This window comes from Streptomyces sp. NPDC051218 (assembly GCF_044455475.1).
GTDB lineage: Bacteria > Actinomycetota > Actinomycetes > Streptomycetales > Streptomycetaceae > Streptomyces.
Genome location: NZ_JBITEU010000007.1, coordinates 419,091 through 435,914, shown reverse-complemented (window position 1 = coordinate 435,914; position 16,824 = coordinate 419,091). Strand labels below are relative to the sequence as shown.

The 16,824-nt window shown below is 70.1% G+C and carries 11 protein-coding genes; 8 read left to right on the top strand and 3 right to left on the bottom strand.

The window, feature by feature from the left end; genetic code table 11:
* The first annotated feature begins 229 nt into the window (after positions 1–229).
* The 7 genes from ACIBCK_RS23250 to ACIBCK_RS23220 all read left to right on the top strand — a co-directional run bounded on the left by ACIBCK_RS23250 (position 230) and on the right by ACIBCK_RS23220 (position 10,461).
* Positions 230–3,880, top strand: coding sequence for a nitrate reductase subunit alpha (locus ACIBCK_RS23250; RefSeq protein ID WP_399393052.1), 3,651 nt, complete (start codon positions 230–232; stop codon positions 3,878–3,880).
* Entirely contained in the window at positions 3,880–5,484 is a 1,605-nt protein-coding gene (gene narH / locus ACIBCK_RS23245) for a nitrate reductase subunit beta (RefSeq protein ID WP_399393051.1), read from the top strand. The genes ACIBCK_RS23250 and narH overlap by 1 nt, the downstream gene beginning before the upstream one ends.
* Complete coding sequence (narJ, locus tag ACIBCK_RS23240; protein WP_399393049.1) at positions 5,481–6,200, top strand: nitrate reductase molybdenum cofactor assembly chaperone; 720 nt, start codon at positions 5,481–5,483, stop codon at positions 6,198–6,200. The genes narH and narJ overlap by 4 nt, the downstream gene beginning before the upstream one ends.
* Positions 6,197–6,925 (top strand): respiratory nitrate reductase subunit gamma, encoded by a 729-nt coding sequence (narI, locus tag ACIBCK_RS23235; RefSeq protein WP_399393048.1) that lies wholly within the window; start codon positions 6,197–6,199, stop codon positions 6,923–6,925. The genes narJ and narI overlap by 4 nt, the downstream gene beginning before the upstream one ends.
* On the top strand, positions 6,922–8,169 hold the full coding sequence (locus ACIBCK_RS23230; protein WP_399393046.1) for a TIGR04053 family radical SAM/SPASM domain-containing protein: 1,248 nt from the start codon (positions 6,922–6,924) through the stop codon (positions 8,167–8,169). The genes narI and ACIBCK_RS23230 overlap by 4 nt, the downstream gene beginning before the upstream one ends.
* Positions 8,157–9,554 carry a protoporphyrinogen oxidase gene (gene hemG / locus ACIBCK_RS23225; protein WP_399393044.1) on the top strand — a complete coding sequence of 466 codons (1,398 nt, stop codon included), beginning with the start codon at positions 8,157–8,159 and terminating at the stop codon, positions 9,552–9,554. The genes ACIBCK_RS23230 and hemG overlap by 13 nt, the downstream gene beginning before the upstream one ends.
* A gap of 118 nt (positions 9,555–9,672) precedes the next feature.
* Positions 9,673–10,461: a DUF4239 domain-containing protein gene (locus ACIBCK_RS23220; protein ID WP_399393042.1), complete on the top strand. Its 789-nt coding sequence runs from the start codon at positions 9,673–9,675 to the stop codon at positions 10,459–10,461.
* Positions 10,462–10,506: 45 nt separating this feature from the next.
* Here the strand turns inward: ACIBCK_RS23220 and ACIBCK_RS23215 are convergent, their stop codons facing one another.
* Complete coding sequence (locus ACIBCK_RS23215; RefSeq protein WP_399393040.1) at positions 10,507–11,979, bottom strand: MFS transporter; 1,473 nt, start codon at positions 11,977–11,979, stop codon at positions 10,507–10,509.
* A 221-nt stretch (positions 11,980–12,200) separates the two neighbouring features.
* On the opposite strand from ACIBCK_RS23215, the gene ACIBCK_RS23210 reads away from it, so the two are divergent.
* Positions 12,201–12,656, top strand: coding sequence for an Asp23/Gls24 family envelope stress response protein (locus ACIBCK_RS23210; protein ID WP_399393038.1), 456 nt, complete (start codon positions 12,201–12,203; stop codon positions 12,654–12,656).
* Positions 12,657–12,804: 148 nt separating this feature from the next.
* Here ACIBCK_RS23210 and ACIBCK_RS23205 read toward each other — a convergent pair whose 3' ends face one another.
* Together ACIBCK_RS23205 and abc-f are read right to left on the bottom strand one after the other, a co-directional pair.
* Positions 12,805–14,124: a beta-propeller fold lactonase family protein gene (locus ACIBCK_RS23205; RefSeq protein ID WP_399393036.1), complete on the bottom strand. Its 1,320-nt coding sequence runs from the start codon at positions 14,122–14,124 to the stop codon at positions 12,805–12,807.
* Positions 14,125–14,808: 684 nt separating this feature from the next.
* A complete protein-coding gene (gene abc-f / locus ACIBCK_RS23200) occupies positions 14,809–16,452 on the bottom strand; it encodes a ribosomal protection-like ABC-F family protein (protein WP_399393034.1) in 1,644 nt (547 codons plus the stop codon).
* Positions 16,453–16,824 lie beyond the last annotated feature (372 nt).

Sequence of the window (16,824 nt, the reverse complement as noted above, 5' to 3'; positions counted from 1 at the left end):
GCGAACAGCGAGCGGCGGGCCAAAAGCCCCTTTCTCCGCGCGATTTGGCCCTGAGTTCCACCATGTCACGTGCATGGAGCCGGAATTGCGGAATTAGGTCACTGCCTACTGGGACTTAAGTCCCCGGGTTCTGCCTGCTCAGCGGGCATAGAGTCTGGTCAGGCCAGCGAATTTCCCGGCGAGTTGTCGGCAAGTCCGGGCCGGAGTTTCTCCCATTCGGAGGGTCAAGTTGCGGCACAATCAGCGCGGAGCCGCGGAGACGCTGCTCAAGGCCGGACGGTATTTCGGCCGTGCCGACGTTTCCGAGGACCTGCGGTCGGTGCACCACACCGGCGGGCGCGACGGAGAGGTCTTCTACCGGGAGCGCTGGAGCCACGACAAGGTCGTGCACTCCACCCACGGCGTGAACTGCACCGGCTCCTGCCGCTGGAAGGTCTTCGTCAAGGACGGGATCATCACCTGGGAGACCCAGGCCACGGACTACCCCTCGGTCGGTCCCGACCGCCCCGAGTACGAGCCGCGCGGCTGCCCCCGCGGCGCCTCCTTCTCCTGGTACAGCTATTTGCCGACGCGGGTGCGCCACCCGTACGTGCGCGGCACCCTCCTGACGATGTACCGCGAGGCGAAGAAACGCCTGAAGGACCCCGTCCTCGCCTGGGCCGACATCCAGCGCGACCCGGCGCGCAGGCGCACCTACCAGCAGGCGCGCGGCAAGGGCGGCCTCGTCCGGGCGAGCTGGGAGGAGTCGGTGGAGATCGTTGCCGCGGCGCACGTACACACGATCAAGGAGCACGGTCCCGACCGGGTGGCGGGCTTCTCCCCCATCCCCGCGATGTCCATGGCCTCGCACGCGGCGGGGGCCCGCTTCCACTCCCTCATCGGCGCCCCGATGCTCTCCTTCTACGACTGGTACGCGGACCTGCCGGTCGCATCCCCGCAGGTCTTCGGCGACCAGACCGACGTACCGGAGTCGGGTGACTGGTGGGACGCCGCGTATCTGATGATGTGGGGCTCGAACGTCCCCGTGACGCGCACTCCCGACGCGCACTGGATGGCGGAGGCGCGTTATCGCGGGCAGAAAGTCGTCACCGTGTCCCCCGATTTCGCGGACAACACCAAATTCGCCGACGAATGGATGCATCCGCACCCCGGGACGGACGGTGCGCTCGCCCTCGCGATGGGCCACGTCATCCTCAAGGAATTCTTCGTCGACCGGCAGACGCCGTTCTTCACGGATTACGTGCGCCAATACACCGACCTGCCGTTCCTGGTCACCCTGCGGGACACCGAACAGGGGCTCGTCCCGCACAAGTTCCTGAACGCGTCCGACCTCGGCGAGGCCACCGAGAACGCGCGGTGGAAGACCGTCCTGGTCGACGACGCGACCGGCGACCCCGTCGTCCCGAACGGCACCCTCGGCCACCGCTGGGGCAGCAACGAGACTCCCGAGTGGAATCTCGACCTCGGCGACACCGTTCCGCGCCTCACCCTGCACGGCGAGGCGGGAGGTGACACCGCCGAGATCGTGCTGCCCCGCTTCGAGGAGGACGCGGACACCACCATGCGGCGCGGCGTGCCGGTCCGGCGGATCGGCGGGCACCTCGTCACCACCGTCTTCGACCTGATGCTCGCGCAGTACGGCGTCGGGCGTCAGGGCCTGCCGGGTCAGTGGCCCACCTCGTACGACGACGCGTCGGAGCCGGGCACTCCTGCCTGGCAGGAGACGCTGACCTCCGTCCCCGCGGCTCAAGCGGCGCGCGTGGCACGGGAGTTCGGGCAGACGGCCGAGCAGTCCAAGGGCCGGTGCATGATCCTGATGGGGGCGGGGACCAACCACTGGTTCCACTCCGAGACGATCTACCGCGCGTTCCTGGCCCTGCTCACCCTCACCGGCTGCCAGGGCCGCAACGGCGGCGGCTGGGGCCACTACGTCGGCCAGGAGAAGTGCCGCCCGGTCACAGGCTGGGCCACCCTGGCAAGTGGCGCCGACTGGGCGCGGCCGCCCCGGCACATGATCGGCGCGGGCTGGTTCTATCTGCACACCGACCAGTGGCGCTACGACACCCTGCCCACCGAGTCCCTCTCCTCCCCCCTGGCCGACGGGCACTTCGAGGGCATGAGCGGCGCCGACTGCCTGGCCGCGTCCGCCCGTATGGGCTGGATGCCGTCGTACCCCACCTTCGACCGTAACCCCCTGGATCTCGGCGGCGCGGACGACCCCGTCCAGCACACCGTCGACGAACTCAAGTCGGGGAAGCTGAAGTTCGCGGGCGAGGACCCCGACGCACCCGGCAACTGGCCGCGCGTCCTCACCGTGTGGCGGGCCAATCTGCTCGGCTCGAGCTCCAAGGGCAACGAGTACTTCCTCAAGCATCTGCTCGGCACCCACTCCAACTTGCCCGACGACGGGCCGCGTTGCGCGCCGCGCGATGTCACCTGGCATCAGCAGGACGTCGAGGGCAAGCTCGATCTGCTGCTCGCCATGGACTTCCGGATGACGTCCACGACGCTGCTCGCCGACGTCGTGTTCCCGGCCGCCACCTGGTACGAGAAGCACGACCTGTCCTCCACGGACATGCACCCCTTCCTGCACGCCTTCACCCCGGCCGTCGACCCGCCCTGGCAGGCGCGCTCCGACTTCGACGCGTTCCTCACGCTGGCCCGCCGGTTCGGCGACCTGGCCGCCGAGCACCTGGGCGTACGCAAGGACGTGGTGGCGACCGCGCTCCAACACGACACTCCCGGCGGGGAGATGGCGCAGCCCGGTGGGGTCGCGCTCGACTGGTCGAAGGGCGAGTGCGAGCCGGTGCCGGGACGCACCATGTACAACCTGACGGTCGTGGAGCGCGACTACGGCGCCGTCGGCGAGAAGTTCGCCGCACTCGGCCCGCTGATCGACACCCTCGGTGTCACCACCAAGGCCATCACCTTCGACGTGAGCGAGGAAGTCGAGTATCTCGGGGCGAAGAACGGGACGGTACGGGGCGGCGTGGCCGATGGACGGCCCCGTATCGACACCGCGCAGCGTGCCTGCGAGGCGGTCCTTTCGCTGTCCGGCACCTCCAACGGCCGCCTCGCCACCCAGGGATTCGAGACCCTGGAGAAGAAGGTCGGCACCCGCATGGCCCATCTGGCCGCGGAGGCCGAGGGAAAGCGCGTCACCTTCGCCGACACCCAGGCCCGCCCGGTGCCCGTCATCACCTCGCCCGAGTGGTCGGGCAGCGAGTCCGGCGGGCGGCGCTACACCGCGTTCACCGTCAACACCGAGCACCTCAAGCCCTGGCACACGCTCACCGGACGCCAGCACTTCTTCCTGGACCACGACTGGATCCACGAGGTCGGCGAGGCGCTGCCCGTCTACAAGCCGCCATTGAACATGCACCGCCTGTACGGGGAGCCGCAGTTGGGTCGGGTCGACGAGAAGACGGTGGCCGTGCGCTACCTCACCCCGCACAACAAGTGGGCCGTGCACTCCATGTACCAGGACAACCTGTACATGATGTCGCTGGGCCGGGGCGGCCAGACCATCTGGATGTCCCCGCAGGACGCCCAGTCGATCGGCGTGGCCGACAACGACTGGATCGAGGCGGTCAACCGCAACGGCGTCGTCACCGCCCGCGCGATCGTCTCGCACAAGATGCCGCCCGGCACGGTCTACATGAACCACGCCCAGGAGCGCACCGTCGGCGTCCCGCGCACCGAGAAGACCGGCAGGCGCGGCGGCATCCACAACTCGCTCACCCGCGTGATGCTCAAACCCACCCATCTCATCGGCGGCTACGCCCAGTTGACCTGGGCGTTCAACTACCTGGGCCCGACCGGGAACCAGCGCGACGAGGTGACGGTCATCCGCCGCCGCAACCAGGAGGTGACGTACTGATGCCCCGTGACGGAGTCACCAGTAGACGAGTGATGGCACAGGTCGCGATGGTGATGAACCTCGACAAGTGCATCGGATGCCACACCTGCTCGGTCACCTGCAAGCAGACGTGGACCAACCGCCAGGGCACCGAGTACGTCTGGTTCAACAACGTCGAGACCCTCCCCGGCCAGGGCTACCCGCGCCGCTGGGAGGATCAGGAGAAGTGGAAGGGCGGCTGGGAGCGCACCCGCTCCGGCAAGCTGCGGCTGCGCTCCGGCAACCGCGCCAAGCGCCTGGGCACCATCTTCGCCAACCCGGACCTGCCGGGTCTCGACGACTACTACCAGCCGTGGAGTTACGAGTACAAGAACCTCACCGAGGCACCGGCGGGCGACGACCTGCCCACCGCCCGGCCCGTCTCGCAGGTCACCGGCGCCCCCATGGAGAAGATCGAATGGGGCCCGAACTGGGACGACAACCTGGGCGGCGCGCCCGAGCACGGGCCGCGCGACCCCATCGTGGAGAAGATCCGCGACGAGGTGGGCGAGAAGATCCGCTTTGAGTTCGAGCAGTCCTTCATGTTCTACCTGCCGCGCATCTGCGAGCACTGCCTCAACCCCGCCTGCGTGTCCGCGTGCCCGTCCGGCGCGATGTACAAGCGCTCGGAGGACGGCATCGTCCTGGTCGACCAGGACACCTGCCGGGGCTGGCGGATGTGCGTCAGCGGCTGCCCGTACAAGAAGGTCTACTTCAACCACGCCACCGGCAAGGCCGAGAAGTGCACCTTCTGCTTCCCGCGCGTCGAGGTCGGCATGCCCACGGTGTGCTCCGAGACCTGCGTGGGCCGGATGCGCTACCTCGGGGTGATGCTCTACGACGCGGACAAGGTCGGCGATGCCGCCGCCGTCGAGGACGAACACGACCTGTATCCCAGCCAGTTGGACTGCTTCCTCGACCCGCACGACCCGGCCGTGCAGGCTGCCGCGCGCGCGTCCGGCATCACCGACGAGTGGCTGGCGGCGGCCCGCCGCTCCCCCGTGTACGACCTCATCGCCACCTATCAGGTCGCGCTGCCGCTGCACCCGGAGTACCGCACGATGCCGATGGTCTGGTACGTGCCGCCGCTCTCCCCCGTGGTCGACGCCGTCGCCGCGACCGGGAGCGACGGCGAGGACGCGGGCAACCTCTTCGGGGCGATCGACGCGATGCGCATCCCGGTGGAGTATCTGGCGGGCATCCTCGCCGCCGGGGACACGGATGTCGTCGACGCCGTGCTGCACCGGATGGCCGCCATGCGTGCCTACATGCGGCGGATCAACCTCGGCGAGGAGCCCGATGAGGGCATAGCACAGGCGGTCGGCCTGACGGGGGTCGAGATGCGGGACATGTTCCGGCTGCTCGCCGTGGCCAAGCTGGAGGACCGCTTTGTGGTGCCGAGCGCGGCGCGGGCGGACGCGGACGCGCTGGCGCAGGCGCATCCGTTCCAGGACGCCGGGGACCCGGTGGCTACGGGGTCGGAGGCTCAGGAGCAGGCGGCCTGCCCGGTCGCCGGGCTGCCCGATGCCGCCGGGGCCCCCGCGCGCGTCCTGCTCAACCTCGGGGCCACCCGGAGGACCACATGAGCGCGCCCGCCGTGGCATCCGTGACCGCGCCGGTCACCGCCGACGACGTCACGCGGCTGATCGTCGGGCGGTGCCTGGAATACCCCGAGACGCGGCTCTACGCCGACCTGCCCGCCCTGCGCGCGGCACTCGACGAGGCGACGCCCCAGGCCGCCGTGCTGCTCGCCGGGTTCCTCGACCACGTCGCGGCCACCGAGCCGCTCGACCTGTGCGCGCACTACACGTCCACCTTCGACACCCGTAACCGCCGCTGCCTGTACCTGACTTGGTGGGCGGACGGCGACACCCGCCGGCGCGGCATGTCCCTCGTACGCGTCAAGCAGATCCACCGCGACCACGGCCTGCCGTACGAGGACGAGGAGCTGCCCGACTTCCTGCCCGTCGTCCTGGACTTCGCGGTTCGCCGCCCGGAGGCGGGCACGGAGCTGCTCGAGGAGCACCGGGTCGGCCTCGAACTGCTGCGCCTCGCCGTCGCCGCGGCGGACACCCCCTACGCGGCCGTACTCGAAGCCCTCTGCACGACGCTGCCCGGCCCTTCCCCACGCACCCGGGAGGAGGCCAAGGCGATGGCACGCAAGGGGCCGCCGCAGGAACTCGTCGGCATCGGCTCGCCCCTGGAGCCCTTCGGCGCCGTAATCGACCTGCCGTGGCCCACCCCTTCCGCCGCGCACGGAATCCTCGACGCGCACGGAATCTCCGAAAGGCCGTCGGCATGACCGACCTGCTCCTGTGGGGCGTCCTGCCCTACGTCTCGATCGCGCTGCTGATCTCCGGCACCGTCTGGCGCGCACGCTACGATCGGTTCGGCCGGACCAGCCACTCATCGCAGCTGCACGAGTCGCGGCTGCTGCGCATCGGCTCGCCGCTGTTCCACTTCGGGATGCTGTTCGTCGTACTCGGCCATGTCGTAGGCCTGTTGGTCCCGCAGAGGTGGACCGACGCGGTCGGCGTCAGCGACCACACGTACCACCTGGTGGCGGTCGGCACCGGGGCCGTGGCGGGCGCCGCGGCCGTCGCCGGGGTCGGGATCCTCCTCCACCGCCGCCTGACCGTGCCCGCCGTGCGCCGGGCCACCCTGCGCAGCGACCACCTGATGTACACCTTCCTGCTCGGCGCGATCGTGCTCGGGCTCCTGGCCACCATCCTCAACTCGACCGGAGCGACGGACGGTTACAACTACCGTGAGGGCATCTCACCGTGCTTCCGTTCGCTGTTCACCTTCTCGCCCGACTACCAGCTGATGGCGGGCGCGCCGCTCGCCTTCAAGCTGCACATCCTGTTCGGCTTCACGCTCTTCGCGCTCATTCCGTACTCACGCCTGGTGCACATGTTCAGCGCCCCGGTGCGGTACGTGTTCCGGCCCTTCGTCGTCTACCGCAGCCGCGACCCGAAGCGGCTCACCCCGCGCCCGGAGCGGCGCGGCTGGGAGCGGGTCCGATGACGATCGCTCATCACCAGCGGGCGGTGGCGCCTCCCGCTACGCGGCTCGTCCGTACGCCACGGCACGCGGTGGCCGACCGCCCCTTCCTCGTCATCTGGGAAGCGACGCGAGCCTGCCCGCTGGCCTGCCTGCACTGCCGGGCCGAGGCCAACACCCGCCGCAGCCCGCACGAGTTGGACGGGGCGCAGGCGCGCGCCCTGATGGACCAGATCGCCTCCTTCGGGCGCCCCCACCCGCTGTTCGTCATCACCGGGGGCGATCCGTTCCAGCGGCCGGACCTGAGTGAACTGATTTCGTTCGGTACGGAGTTGGGCCTACGCGTCGCCGTGTCGCCGTCCGGCACGCCCACCCTCACCCGGGAGAACCTGACGGCGGTGCGCGACGCGGGCGCCGTCGCGCTCTCGCTCAGCGTGGACGCCTCCAGCGCCGCGCGGCACGACGCCTTCCGGCGCGTGGACGGGGTCTTCGACCTCACACTGCGGGGCTGGCGGACGGCGCGCGAGCTCGGCCTGAAGGTGCAGATCAACACCACCGTGTCGCGGCACAGCCTCGACGACCTGGCCGACATCGCCGCCCTCGTCCGCCGGGAGGGGGCGATGCTGTGGTCCGGTTTCCTCCTGGTGCCCACCGGGCGCGGCGCCGACCTCGCCTCGCTCAGCGCCGCCGAGACCGAGGACGTCCTGCACTTCCTCTATGACTGCGGGGCGTTCATGGCCACGAAGACCACCGAGGGGCACCACTTCCGTCGCGTCGTGCTGCAGCGGACCGCCCTGGCCGAGCGGGGCGGGACGCCGGCCACCGGTGAGCTGCACGCACGCCTCACGGCGCGTGCCGCCGCGCTCGGGCTCTTCGACGGGGAGCGGCGTGCGGTGCGCAGGCCGCCGATGGATGTCTCGTCGGGGCGCGGCTTCGTCTTCGTGTCCCACACGGGCGAGGTCACACCGAGCGGATTCCTGCCACTGTCGGCGGGCAACACCAAGCACCGCCCGCTGACCGACATCTACCGCCACTCCCCGCTCTTCACCGAGCTGCGCGACCCCGGGCTCCTGCGCGGCAAGTGCGGGCGCTGCGCGTACCGGTCCCTGTGCGGCGGTTCGCGCTCGCGGGCGTACGCGGTCACCGGCGATTACCTGGCCGAGGACCCCTGGTGCGCGTACGAGCCGGGCGAAGTGGATGGACCGGGCTCCGCTCACACTCCCGACGCCCCCGAGGCCCCCGGCAAGGAGTCCACGTGCGTTCTGTGATCGTCATCGGTGGAGGCATCAGCGGTCTCGCCGCGGCCTGGGAGCTGCGCGGCCAGGCCGAGGTCACCGTCCTGGAGGCGAGCGACCGCGTGGGCGGCAAGCTGCGTACCAGTGTCCTGGCCGGGACCCCCGTCGACGAGGGCGCGGAGTCGATCATGGCGCTGCGCCCCGAGGCCGTACGGCTCGCCGAGGAGGTCGGCCTCGGGGAGAGCCTGTGCGACCCGGCGCCCGCCCCCGTCACCTTCTGGACCCGCGACGCCCTGCGCCCGCTGCCCGCAGGGCACGTGATGGGCATCCCCGCGGACCCGGCCGCCCTCGACGGCACCGGGCTGCTGTCCCCCGAGGGCCTCGCCCGGCTCGCCCAGGAGGAGGCGATCCCCGCGAGCCCCGCCCTGGCCGAGGGGACGGACATCAGCATCGCCGGTTACCTGGTCCCCAGGATCGGCCGGGAAGCGGTGGACCGCCTCGTGGAACCGCTCCTCGGCGGGATCTACGCGGGCCGCACCGACCGGCTCTCCCTGCGCTCGGCCATGCCGTTCCTCGCCCCGGCAGCCGCGTCGGGCGACTCGCTGCTCGCCGGCCTGCGCCGCCGCCGGGAGAGCCGGCCGCCGTCCACGGGCCCCCGGCCGAGCGTGGTCCGCGGCATCGTGGGCGGCACCGGCAGGCTGCCCCGCGCGGTGGCCGCGGCGAGCGGCGCCCGCGTCCTCACGCACAGCACCGCCCTCGCCCTGGAACGCGTACCGGGCGGGGGCTGGCGCGTGCACGCGGCCACCGGCCAGGGCCCGACGACGCTGGACGCCGATGCGGTCATCATCGCGCTGCCCGCGCACGCGGCGGCCACGCTGCTCGGCCCGCACTCCCCGGCCGCGCAGGCCGAACTCGACGGGGTCCGCCATGCCGGATCGGCCGTGATCACCATGGCGTTCGCCCGGCCACGGCAGGGCGGTCCCTCGCCGGGCCTGAACGGCTTCCTCGTACCCCCGGTGGACGGCCGGACCATCAAGGCGGCAACGATCCTCTCCCACAAGTGGCCCTGGCAGGGCGCCGATGCCCCAACGAAGCTCATCCTGCGCGCTTCGGTGGGCCGGGTGGGCGAGGAGCACCTCATCGGCCTCGACGACCGGCGCCTGATCGGCCTGGCGCAGCGGGAACTGGCCCACGCGCTGGGCCCGTTGGGCGAACCACTGGAGTCGAGGGTCACCCGCTGGCCGCAGGGTCTTCCGCAGTACGAGGTCGGGCACGCCGACCGCGTGGCCGCGATCCGGGACGCGATCAGCAGGCTGCCCGGGGTCGAGGTGTGCGGGGCGCTGTACGAGGGAGTGGGTGTCGCCGCGTGCGTGGCGACGGGGCGGGCGGCGGCGGAGCGGTCGCTGGAGGAGCGTTGAACCACGCGGCGGTGGCTACCCCGCGGCGAGGCGGTTGGCTGTCCGACGTCGACGAGGGTCACGCCCAACTCGCCGCAGCCAACGGGTAACCCGGCAGGGGGCCCGGCGTTATGAGGCCGTGGGTATCTGGCTGCTGAACACTTTCACCACTCTCGCGCTCGCCGGGCTCCTCGGCGGCGGCGCCGTACTGGCCGCCGTGGTCGGCGCGCTCGTAGTGCGGCGCGGCTTTCCTCACCACGTGAACGGCACGCACAACGAGATGATCGGCGTCGTGCTCGGCATGTACGCCGCGATCTACGGCATCATCCTGGCCTTCGTCGTCGTGGCCGAGTGGGAGGGCCTCAACGCCGCGGAGACCAACGTCGCGCTCGAGGCCAGCCAGACCGCCGAGGTCTTGCGTGATGCTTCCGCGTTCCCGGCCGACCAGGAGCGCCGGGTGACGAACGCCGTCGGTGCGTACGTGCGTGTCGTCGTCGACGAGCAATGGCCGCTGATGCGCGCAGGAGAGCCCGACCCCGGCATCACCAATCCCGAAGTGACCGCGCTGTACCAGGCGTTCCAGGAATACGAGCCGCAGACCGAGGCCGAGAAGACCTACTACGCGCAGTCCGTCTCGACCCTGGGCGAGATCGCGGGAGCACGCCGTACGCGGCTCTCCGACGCCCAGCAGTCCCTGCCGTCGCTCCTCAACATCCTCGTCTACGGCGGCGCACTCGTCATGCTTCCCCTGACCTTGCTCTACGGCATCAGGAGCCTGCGTGCGAACTTGATGTTCGTCGTGTCGGTCGCCGCTCTGATCGGCGTGAGCCTGCTGCTGTGCTTGACGTTGGACCATCCCTTCTCGGGCGACCTCGCGGTTTCGCCCACCCCCTTCAAGGAGGGCGTGCTCGCTCAGTTCTGGCCTTGATCCCGGACCTGCCGACCTGCCCAGAGGACCTGCTCAGAGGCGGCTCTACGACGCCGTGCGCCGGGCCCGTTCCTCTGCGTCCGCGTCGAAGCCGACCGGTTCCCAGCGCTTGGCCAGCAGTGCGATCAGACCCAGTACGGGGGCGGCGAGGATGACCCAGAAGACGTGAGTGCCCAAGCCGCTGCTGAGGATGGGGAAGAAGAACAGGGTCAGCGTCGAACCCAGGCGCAGTACCGCCTGGTTGAAACCGATGCTGACGCCGCGCATCGACGTGGGGAAGCCCAGCGAGGCATAGCTCATGATGTGCGCGCCGGGGCCAAAGCCCTGGGCGAACATGAACGCGCCGAGCATCAGGATCCCTGCCACGACAGCGGCCGTGCCGGAGGGGTCCGCGATGAGGCCGAGCACCGTGATGGCGACGAACTGGATCGCGAAGCCCAGCGTCATCATCGGCCAGGCGCCGCGGGTCGACGCCCAGCGGATCCCGAGCAGGCCGCCGGTCAGGGCGAAGAGGAGGTTCAGGGCGAACGAGGAAGCAATGGTGGTCAGCGGGCCCTGCGTCATCAGGGTGGCGATGATGATCGGCAGCCCGAACGCGACCGCGTTGTAGCCGAAGGTCTCCGCCAGACCGACCGTCACCGACTGGATCGTGCGGGTGCGGTACGGAGGCGTGAAGAGCCGTGCGTACGCGGCGAGGCCGGGCTTGGGCGGGCGGGGCGCCTGCGCGGGTACATCGTCGGCGACGCGCGCGTCCACGTCGTAGGACTGCCGGAGGATCCGCGCCGCGCCTTCCAGGTCGCCCTGGTCGGCGGCCCAGGTCGGGGACTCGTTCATGTAGCGCCGGCGCAGCAGCAGTACCAGCAGCGCGGGTACGGCGCCGAAGCCGACGGTGAACCGCCACAGCCAGCCCAGTTGGGCGTCCGGCAGGAGGAAGTACAGCAACATGATCACCAGGTAGCAGCCGCTGGTCGCGGCGTACCAGGCCGGCGACCAGGCAGCCGTACGTGAGCCCTTGCTGCCCTTGCCGCGCAGCCGGGAGAATTCGGCGAGGAACGCGATCGCGACGGGGATGTCCATGCCGACGCCGATGCCCATCACGAAGCGCGCCACGATGAGCGTCCACACGTCCTGCGCCAGCGCGCACACGAGCGCGGTCACGACGAAGAAGAGCATGTTCGCCATGAAGACCCGGTAGCGTCCGATGCGGTCCACCAGCCAGCCGCCGACGAGAGCTCCGACGAGCGATCCCACGCTGATCGAGGCGGTGACCGTGCCGGCCATGGCGGAGCTGAGGCCGAACTGTTCCGTGATGTCGGGAAGCCCGTAGGCGAGGGAACTCAGGTCGTAGGCGTCGAGGAAGATGCCGCCGAGCGCGATGATCACGATCATCTTGGCGTGCCTGCCGCGGGCCGTGCCCGAGTTGACCAGGTCGGAGACGTCCGCCGCGGAGCGGATCAGAACCGTGCCCGGTTCGGTCGCCGGGATCGTGCTGCCGGACAAGGGGGAGGTGGAGCTCACGAGCGCCTTCCGGGGTGGTGCGGACGTACCGGCGCATCGTCGCATCGGCCGGAAATCGTCCGTACGTACGTCCGCATAGTGGTCACAGCCGTCTGCATCATGGACATGGACGGTGACCATCAGGCCCTCGAATGGCGGAGTGCGGCGGGCAGGCGCAGAGTGAAAGTGGCGCCCTGACGGGTGGATGAGCCGCTCGTTCCTGCACCACTTGGGAGGCGGCCATGACCGACACAGGAACCATCAGCACCAACGCGTCGACAGGCAGGTCGGGCACGTCGACGCCCGCTCAGGCCCGGGGCTCGACGGACACCGACTCGCGCGGCACGACCACTATCGCCGACAGCGTCGTGGCCACCATCGCCGGGATCGCGGTCCGGGGGACGGACGGCGTCCACTCCGTAGGCAAGGGTGCGTCGAAGGCCTTCGGAACCGTTGCCGGCAAGATGCCCGGAACGTCGAACGCGGGCCGCTCGGTGAGGGTGGACGTCACCGACAAGCAGGTCGTGATCGACGTGGACATCGAGGTCGAGTACGGCATGCCGATCCACGAACTCGCCGACCAGATCCGCACGCATGTCATCGACGCCGTGGAGACCATGACCGACTTGAGCATGTCCGAGATCAATCTCAATGTCTTCGCCGTCCACGTCGTCGAGGATGACGACGAGGAGGAGTGAGGCTTTGCACGGCTCCTGCGGAGCACTCGGTGCCGCAACGCAACTGGCTGGGCGGATACCCCACGTGACGCCTGCCGCGGTTCTCCGCCGGTTTGCGACCGGCGGAGGGCACGCGTGGCGGGCGGCGCGGGATCACCGCCTGCGCGTGTCAGGGGCAGGTGACGAGGATGATGGAGACGGCGGTGCAGGTGACGGCCGCGGTGTTGTTTGCGGGGTTGGGGTCGGTGGGTGCGGAGGCGGTGCGCTGGCCGGTGACCTTGACCGTGCCCAGGGTCAGCAGGTGCAGGGGGACACGGAAGGTCTTGTTGACGCTCGCGTTGTCGGCTACGGCTCCGTAGGTGCAGGTCACCGTGGTACCGACGGCGGTGCACCCGGCGGAGAGGCTGGTGGCGGACGCGCCCGGCGGGAGCGTGGCGGTCAGCGTTGCCGAGGTGACGGGGTCGGGGCCGGTGTTGTGAGCGGTGAGGGTGTAGCTCAGATAGGGCACGAGCAGGCCGAGGTTCGGCCGAGCGGTGAGGTTGACGTCGATGTCCGCGTTCGCCGGTGACGGCGCGGCAGCGAAGGCAATGCCGTAGGGGCTGTTGAACCCGCTGATCGTGGCGGTGACGGCGTTGGTCGCGGTGTCGATCACCGAGACGGTGTCGTCGGATCGGTTGGTGACGTACGCGGCTGTGCCGGACGGGTCGACCTCGACCTTGGCCGGGCCGTCGCCGACCGGGACGGTCGCCGTCACCGTATTGGTCACGGTGTTGATCACCTTCACGTCGTCGCTGCCGCCGTCGGTGACGTAGGCCCTCGTGCTGGACGGGTTGAACGCGACGCCGTTCGGGCCGGTCCCGACCGGGACGGTGGCACTGACCGTGTTCGTCGCGGTGTCGATGACCGAAACCGTGGTCCCGTCGTTGTTGGTGACGTACGCGCTGGTCCCGGACGGGCTGACCGCGACACCGGAGGGGCCGTCCCCGACCGGGACGGTCGCGGTCACCGTATTGGTCGCGGTGTTGATGACCGAGACCGTGTCGTCACTGTTGTTCGTCACATAGGCGGTCGTGCCCGACGGGTTGACCACTGTCCAGTTCGGGCCGGTCCCGACCGGGACGCTGCCGCTGACGGTGTTCGTCGCGGTGTCGATGACCGAGACGGTGGAATCGGAGAGGTTCGTGACGTACGCACGGGCCCCGGATGGGGTGAACGCCACGGAGAGGGGGTTGGTGCCGACGGGGATCGTCGCGGTGACCGTGTCAGTCCCTGTGTCGAACGCCGAGATGGTTCCGTCGTCGAAGTTGGTGACGTACGCCTGTGTTCCCGCCGGGTTGACCGTCACGCCGGTGGGATTGCTGCCGACATCAATGCTGTTGGTGATGGTGTTGGTGCCCGTATCGAGCACCGAGACGTCGTCACCACCGAAGTTCGAGACATACGCCTTCGGGCCGGCCACAGCATGGGCGGGCTCGGTGAGCGTCGCCACGCCTGTCAGCGCCAGAGCGCCACCGGCAGCGAGCGAGGTCAGTCGCCGCCCCCAGCGGGAAAGGGAACGGCCGGGTCTGGAGGGTCTGGAGAGCCTGGAGGGTGCACAAATCAAGGAACTTCCCCCTTCATCGGTTCCGCACCCTGACGGCAGATCCGAAGGACCCCGAGGACCGGCAGCGGTACGGCCGAGCAAGCCCCACCACCAGCGGTCCGCTCAACCGCCGAGCGTCGGGGCCACGACGCACAGGTCGCGCACCGCCGCGGCCGGGACCGGGCCGCAACAGCCTCACCCCGCCCTGGCACCGGCAGAGCCGGCGACCGGCGGCGTCACGAGGAGCATCCCGCTCCCCCACCGGCCCCGGGAGCGAAACTGCCGCTGTTGTCCGCATACGGTCAAAAGCTGGCCGCCCGGCAACTTGACACCACACCCGAGGGGTTCACGGCCTGTCCGAGCTCTTAGGCCAACCACCCCGATATGCAGGCGAGAATGGGGAAGCGACTGCTAGTGGCGGCGTAACCGTCAAGAGGGCCTCGCCGTAAGAGATGCGGTGAGGCCCCTAAGCCTGCTGACGGATGTGCAGGCCACCCACGGGTTCCCGTCCCCGGCCCTCCAGAAAGGTGAGACGAGTAGCCTCACGCAGAGCGGTCCGGGCTCAAGTTGTGCAGCACGATACGACGCGTGTTACACCGAGGTGGCGGTGACTGTGCCGTCGTCCAGTTCCAGTTGTCGGGTGAGACGTACGGCTTGCAGCAGGCGGCGGTCGTGGGAGACGAGCAGGAGGGTGCCGTCGTAGGTGTCCAGGGCGGATTCCAGCTGCTCGATGGCCGGCAGGTCGAGGTGGTTGGTGGGTTCGTCCAGGACGAGGAGGTTCACCCCGCGGCCTTGGAGGAGTGCGAGTGCGGCCCGGGTGCGTTCGCCGGGAGACAGCGTGGTCGCCTCGCGCAGCACGTGTTCGGCGCCCAGCCCGAACTTGGCCAGCAGGGTACGTACTTCGGCGGGTTCCATCGAGGGCGTGGCGGCTCGGAAGGCGTTCAGCAGGGATTCGCGTCCGTGGAAGAGTTCCCTTGCCTGGTCGATCTCGCCGATGACCACGCCGGAGCCGAGTGCCTGATGGCCGGTGTCCAGCGGGGTGCGGCCGAGCAGTGCGGCCAGCAGCGTCGACTTGCCCGAGCCGTTCGCGCCGGTGATCGCGATGCGGTCGGTCCGGTCGATCTGCAGCGACACGGGGCCGAGGGTGAAGTCGCCGTGGTGCACGCTGGCTTCGCGCAGCGTGGCGACGACCGTGCCTGAGCGTGGCGCGGTGGCGATCTGCATGCGCAGCTGCCACTCCTTGCGTGGCTCCTCCACCTCCTCCAAGCGTTCGATGAGCCGTTCGGCTTGCTTCGCCTTGGCGGCCAGGTTCTCGCTGTTCTCCATGCGCCCGCTGCGGGCGAACTTGTTGTTGTCCCGGCTGCGGCGTTGCGCGGTGCGTACCCCCTTGTCGGCCCAGGACCGGTGCATGTTCGCCCGCTGCTGGAGCGCGGCCTTGCGGTCGGCGTACTGCTCGTACTGCTCGCGGGCCTGGTGCCGGGCGCGTTCGCGCTCCTGAAGGTAGGCGGCATAGCCGCCGCCGAACAGGCTCACCTGCTGCTGGACGCGGTCGAGTTCGAGAACCTGGGTGACGGTGCGGGCGAGGAACTCGCGGTCGTGGCTGACCACGACCGCGCCCGCGCGTAGCCCTTGCACGAACTGCTCCAGCTGCTCCAGACCTGCCAGGTCGAGGTCGTTGGTGGGCTCGTCCAGCAGCAGGATGTCGTAGCGCGACAGCAGCAGCGAGGCGAGCTGGGTACGGGCGGCCTGCCCGCCGGACAGCGAGGTCATGGGCTGCTCGAGCCGGACCCCGAGACCGAGCGTGGCGGCGACGTGCTCGGCGCGCTCGTCCAGGTCCGCGCCGCCCAGGCTCAGCCAGCGATCCAGGCTGGTGGCGTAGGCCTCGTCGGCCCCGGTGGTGCCGTCGGCCAGCGCCTGGGTGGCGCGGTCCAGCGCGTCCTGGGCGGCGGTCACGCCGGTGCGGCGGGCGAGGAAGGCCTGCACGCTCTCGCCCGGGCGGCGGTCGGGTTCCTGGGGCAGATATCCGATGGTCGCCGTTGCCGGGGCCGTGTGCACCTGGCCCATTTCCGGGGTGTCGAGGCCGGCGAGGATGCGGAGCAGGGTGGACTTGCCCGCTCCGTTGGCTCCGACGAGCCCGGTCACTTCTCCCGGCGCCACGCTCAGGTCGAGGTCGGTGAACAGGGAGCGGTCGCCGTGGCCCGCGGCGAGGTTCTTGGCTACGAGGGTTGCGGTCATGGTGTGCCTACCGGGGGAGTCGATCACCCGCGGTCATACGAGGCGGGTGCAGGAGTGTCAGGGGCAGCACACGGCCGGTGTCCCAGCGGCAGGCGGAAGTGCGGGCATCCGGGTACGGGAGACAGCGCAGGGCAGGGGACCACCGCGCGTGGGGGGGTGGTCCGGGCAGGCTCCGAGGTCACATGCACAACCGCCACCGCCGGTATGACCGGCCGCGGCAGGGCCGCACGGCAGACGCCGTACTGGCAGCAGGGGCACGAGCCTCAGATGCGCAAAATCCACCTCAATCGGCGACAACAGGACCGCTCACCAGGATAGACATCGATCCCGGGAGCGTAAAACTCATTACGGCACCGGCTGCGAGCCCGCCAA

Bases quoted from the DNA above. Each gene is read 5' to 3' on its own strand.
- narH (WP_399393051.1), top strand. From the start codon at position 3,880: ATGCCCCGTGACGGAGTCACCAGTAGACGAGTGATGGCACAGGTCGCG.
- narJ (WP_399393049.1), top strand. From the start codon at position 5,481: ATGAGCGCGCCCGCCGTGGCATCCGTGACCGCGCCGGTCACCGCCGAC.
- narI (WP_399393048.1), top strand. From the start codon at position 6,197: ATGACCGACCTGCTCCTGTGGGGCGTCCTGCCCTACGTCTCGATCGCG.
- ACIBCK_RS23230 (WP_399393046.1), top strand. From the start codon at position 6,922: ATGACGATCGCTCATCACCAGCGGGCGGTGGCGCCTCCCGCTACGCGG.
- ACIBCK_RS23210 (WP_399393038.1), top strand. From the start codon at position 12,201: ATGACCGACACAGGAACCATCAGCACCAACGCGTCGACAGGCAGGTCG.
- abc-f (WP_399393034.1), bottom strand. From the start codon at position 16,452: ATGACCGCAACCCTCGTAGCCAAGAACCTCGCCGCGGGCCACGGCGAC.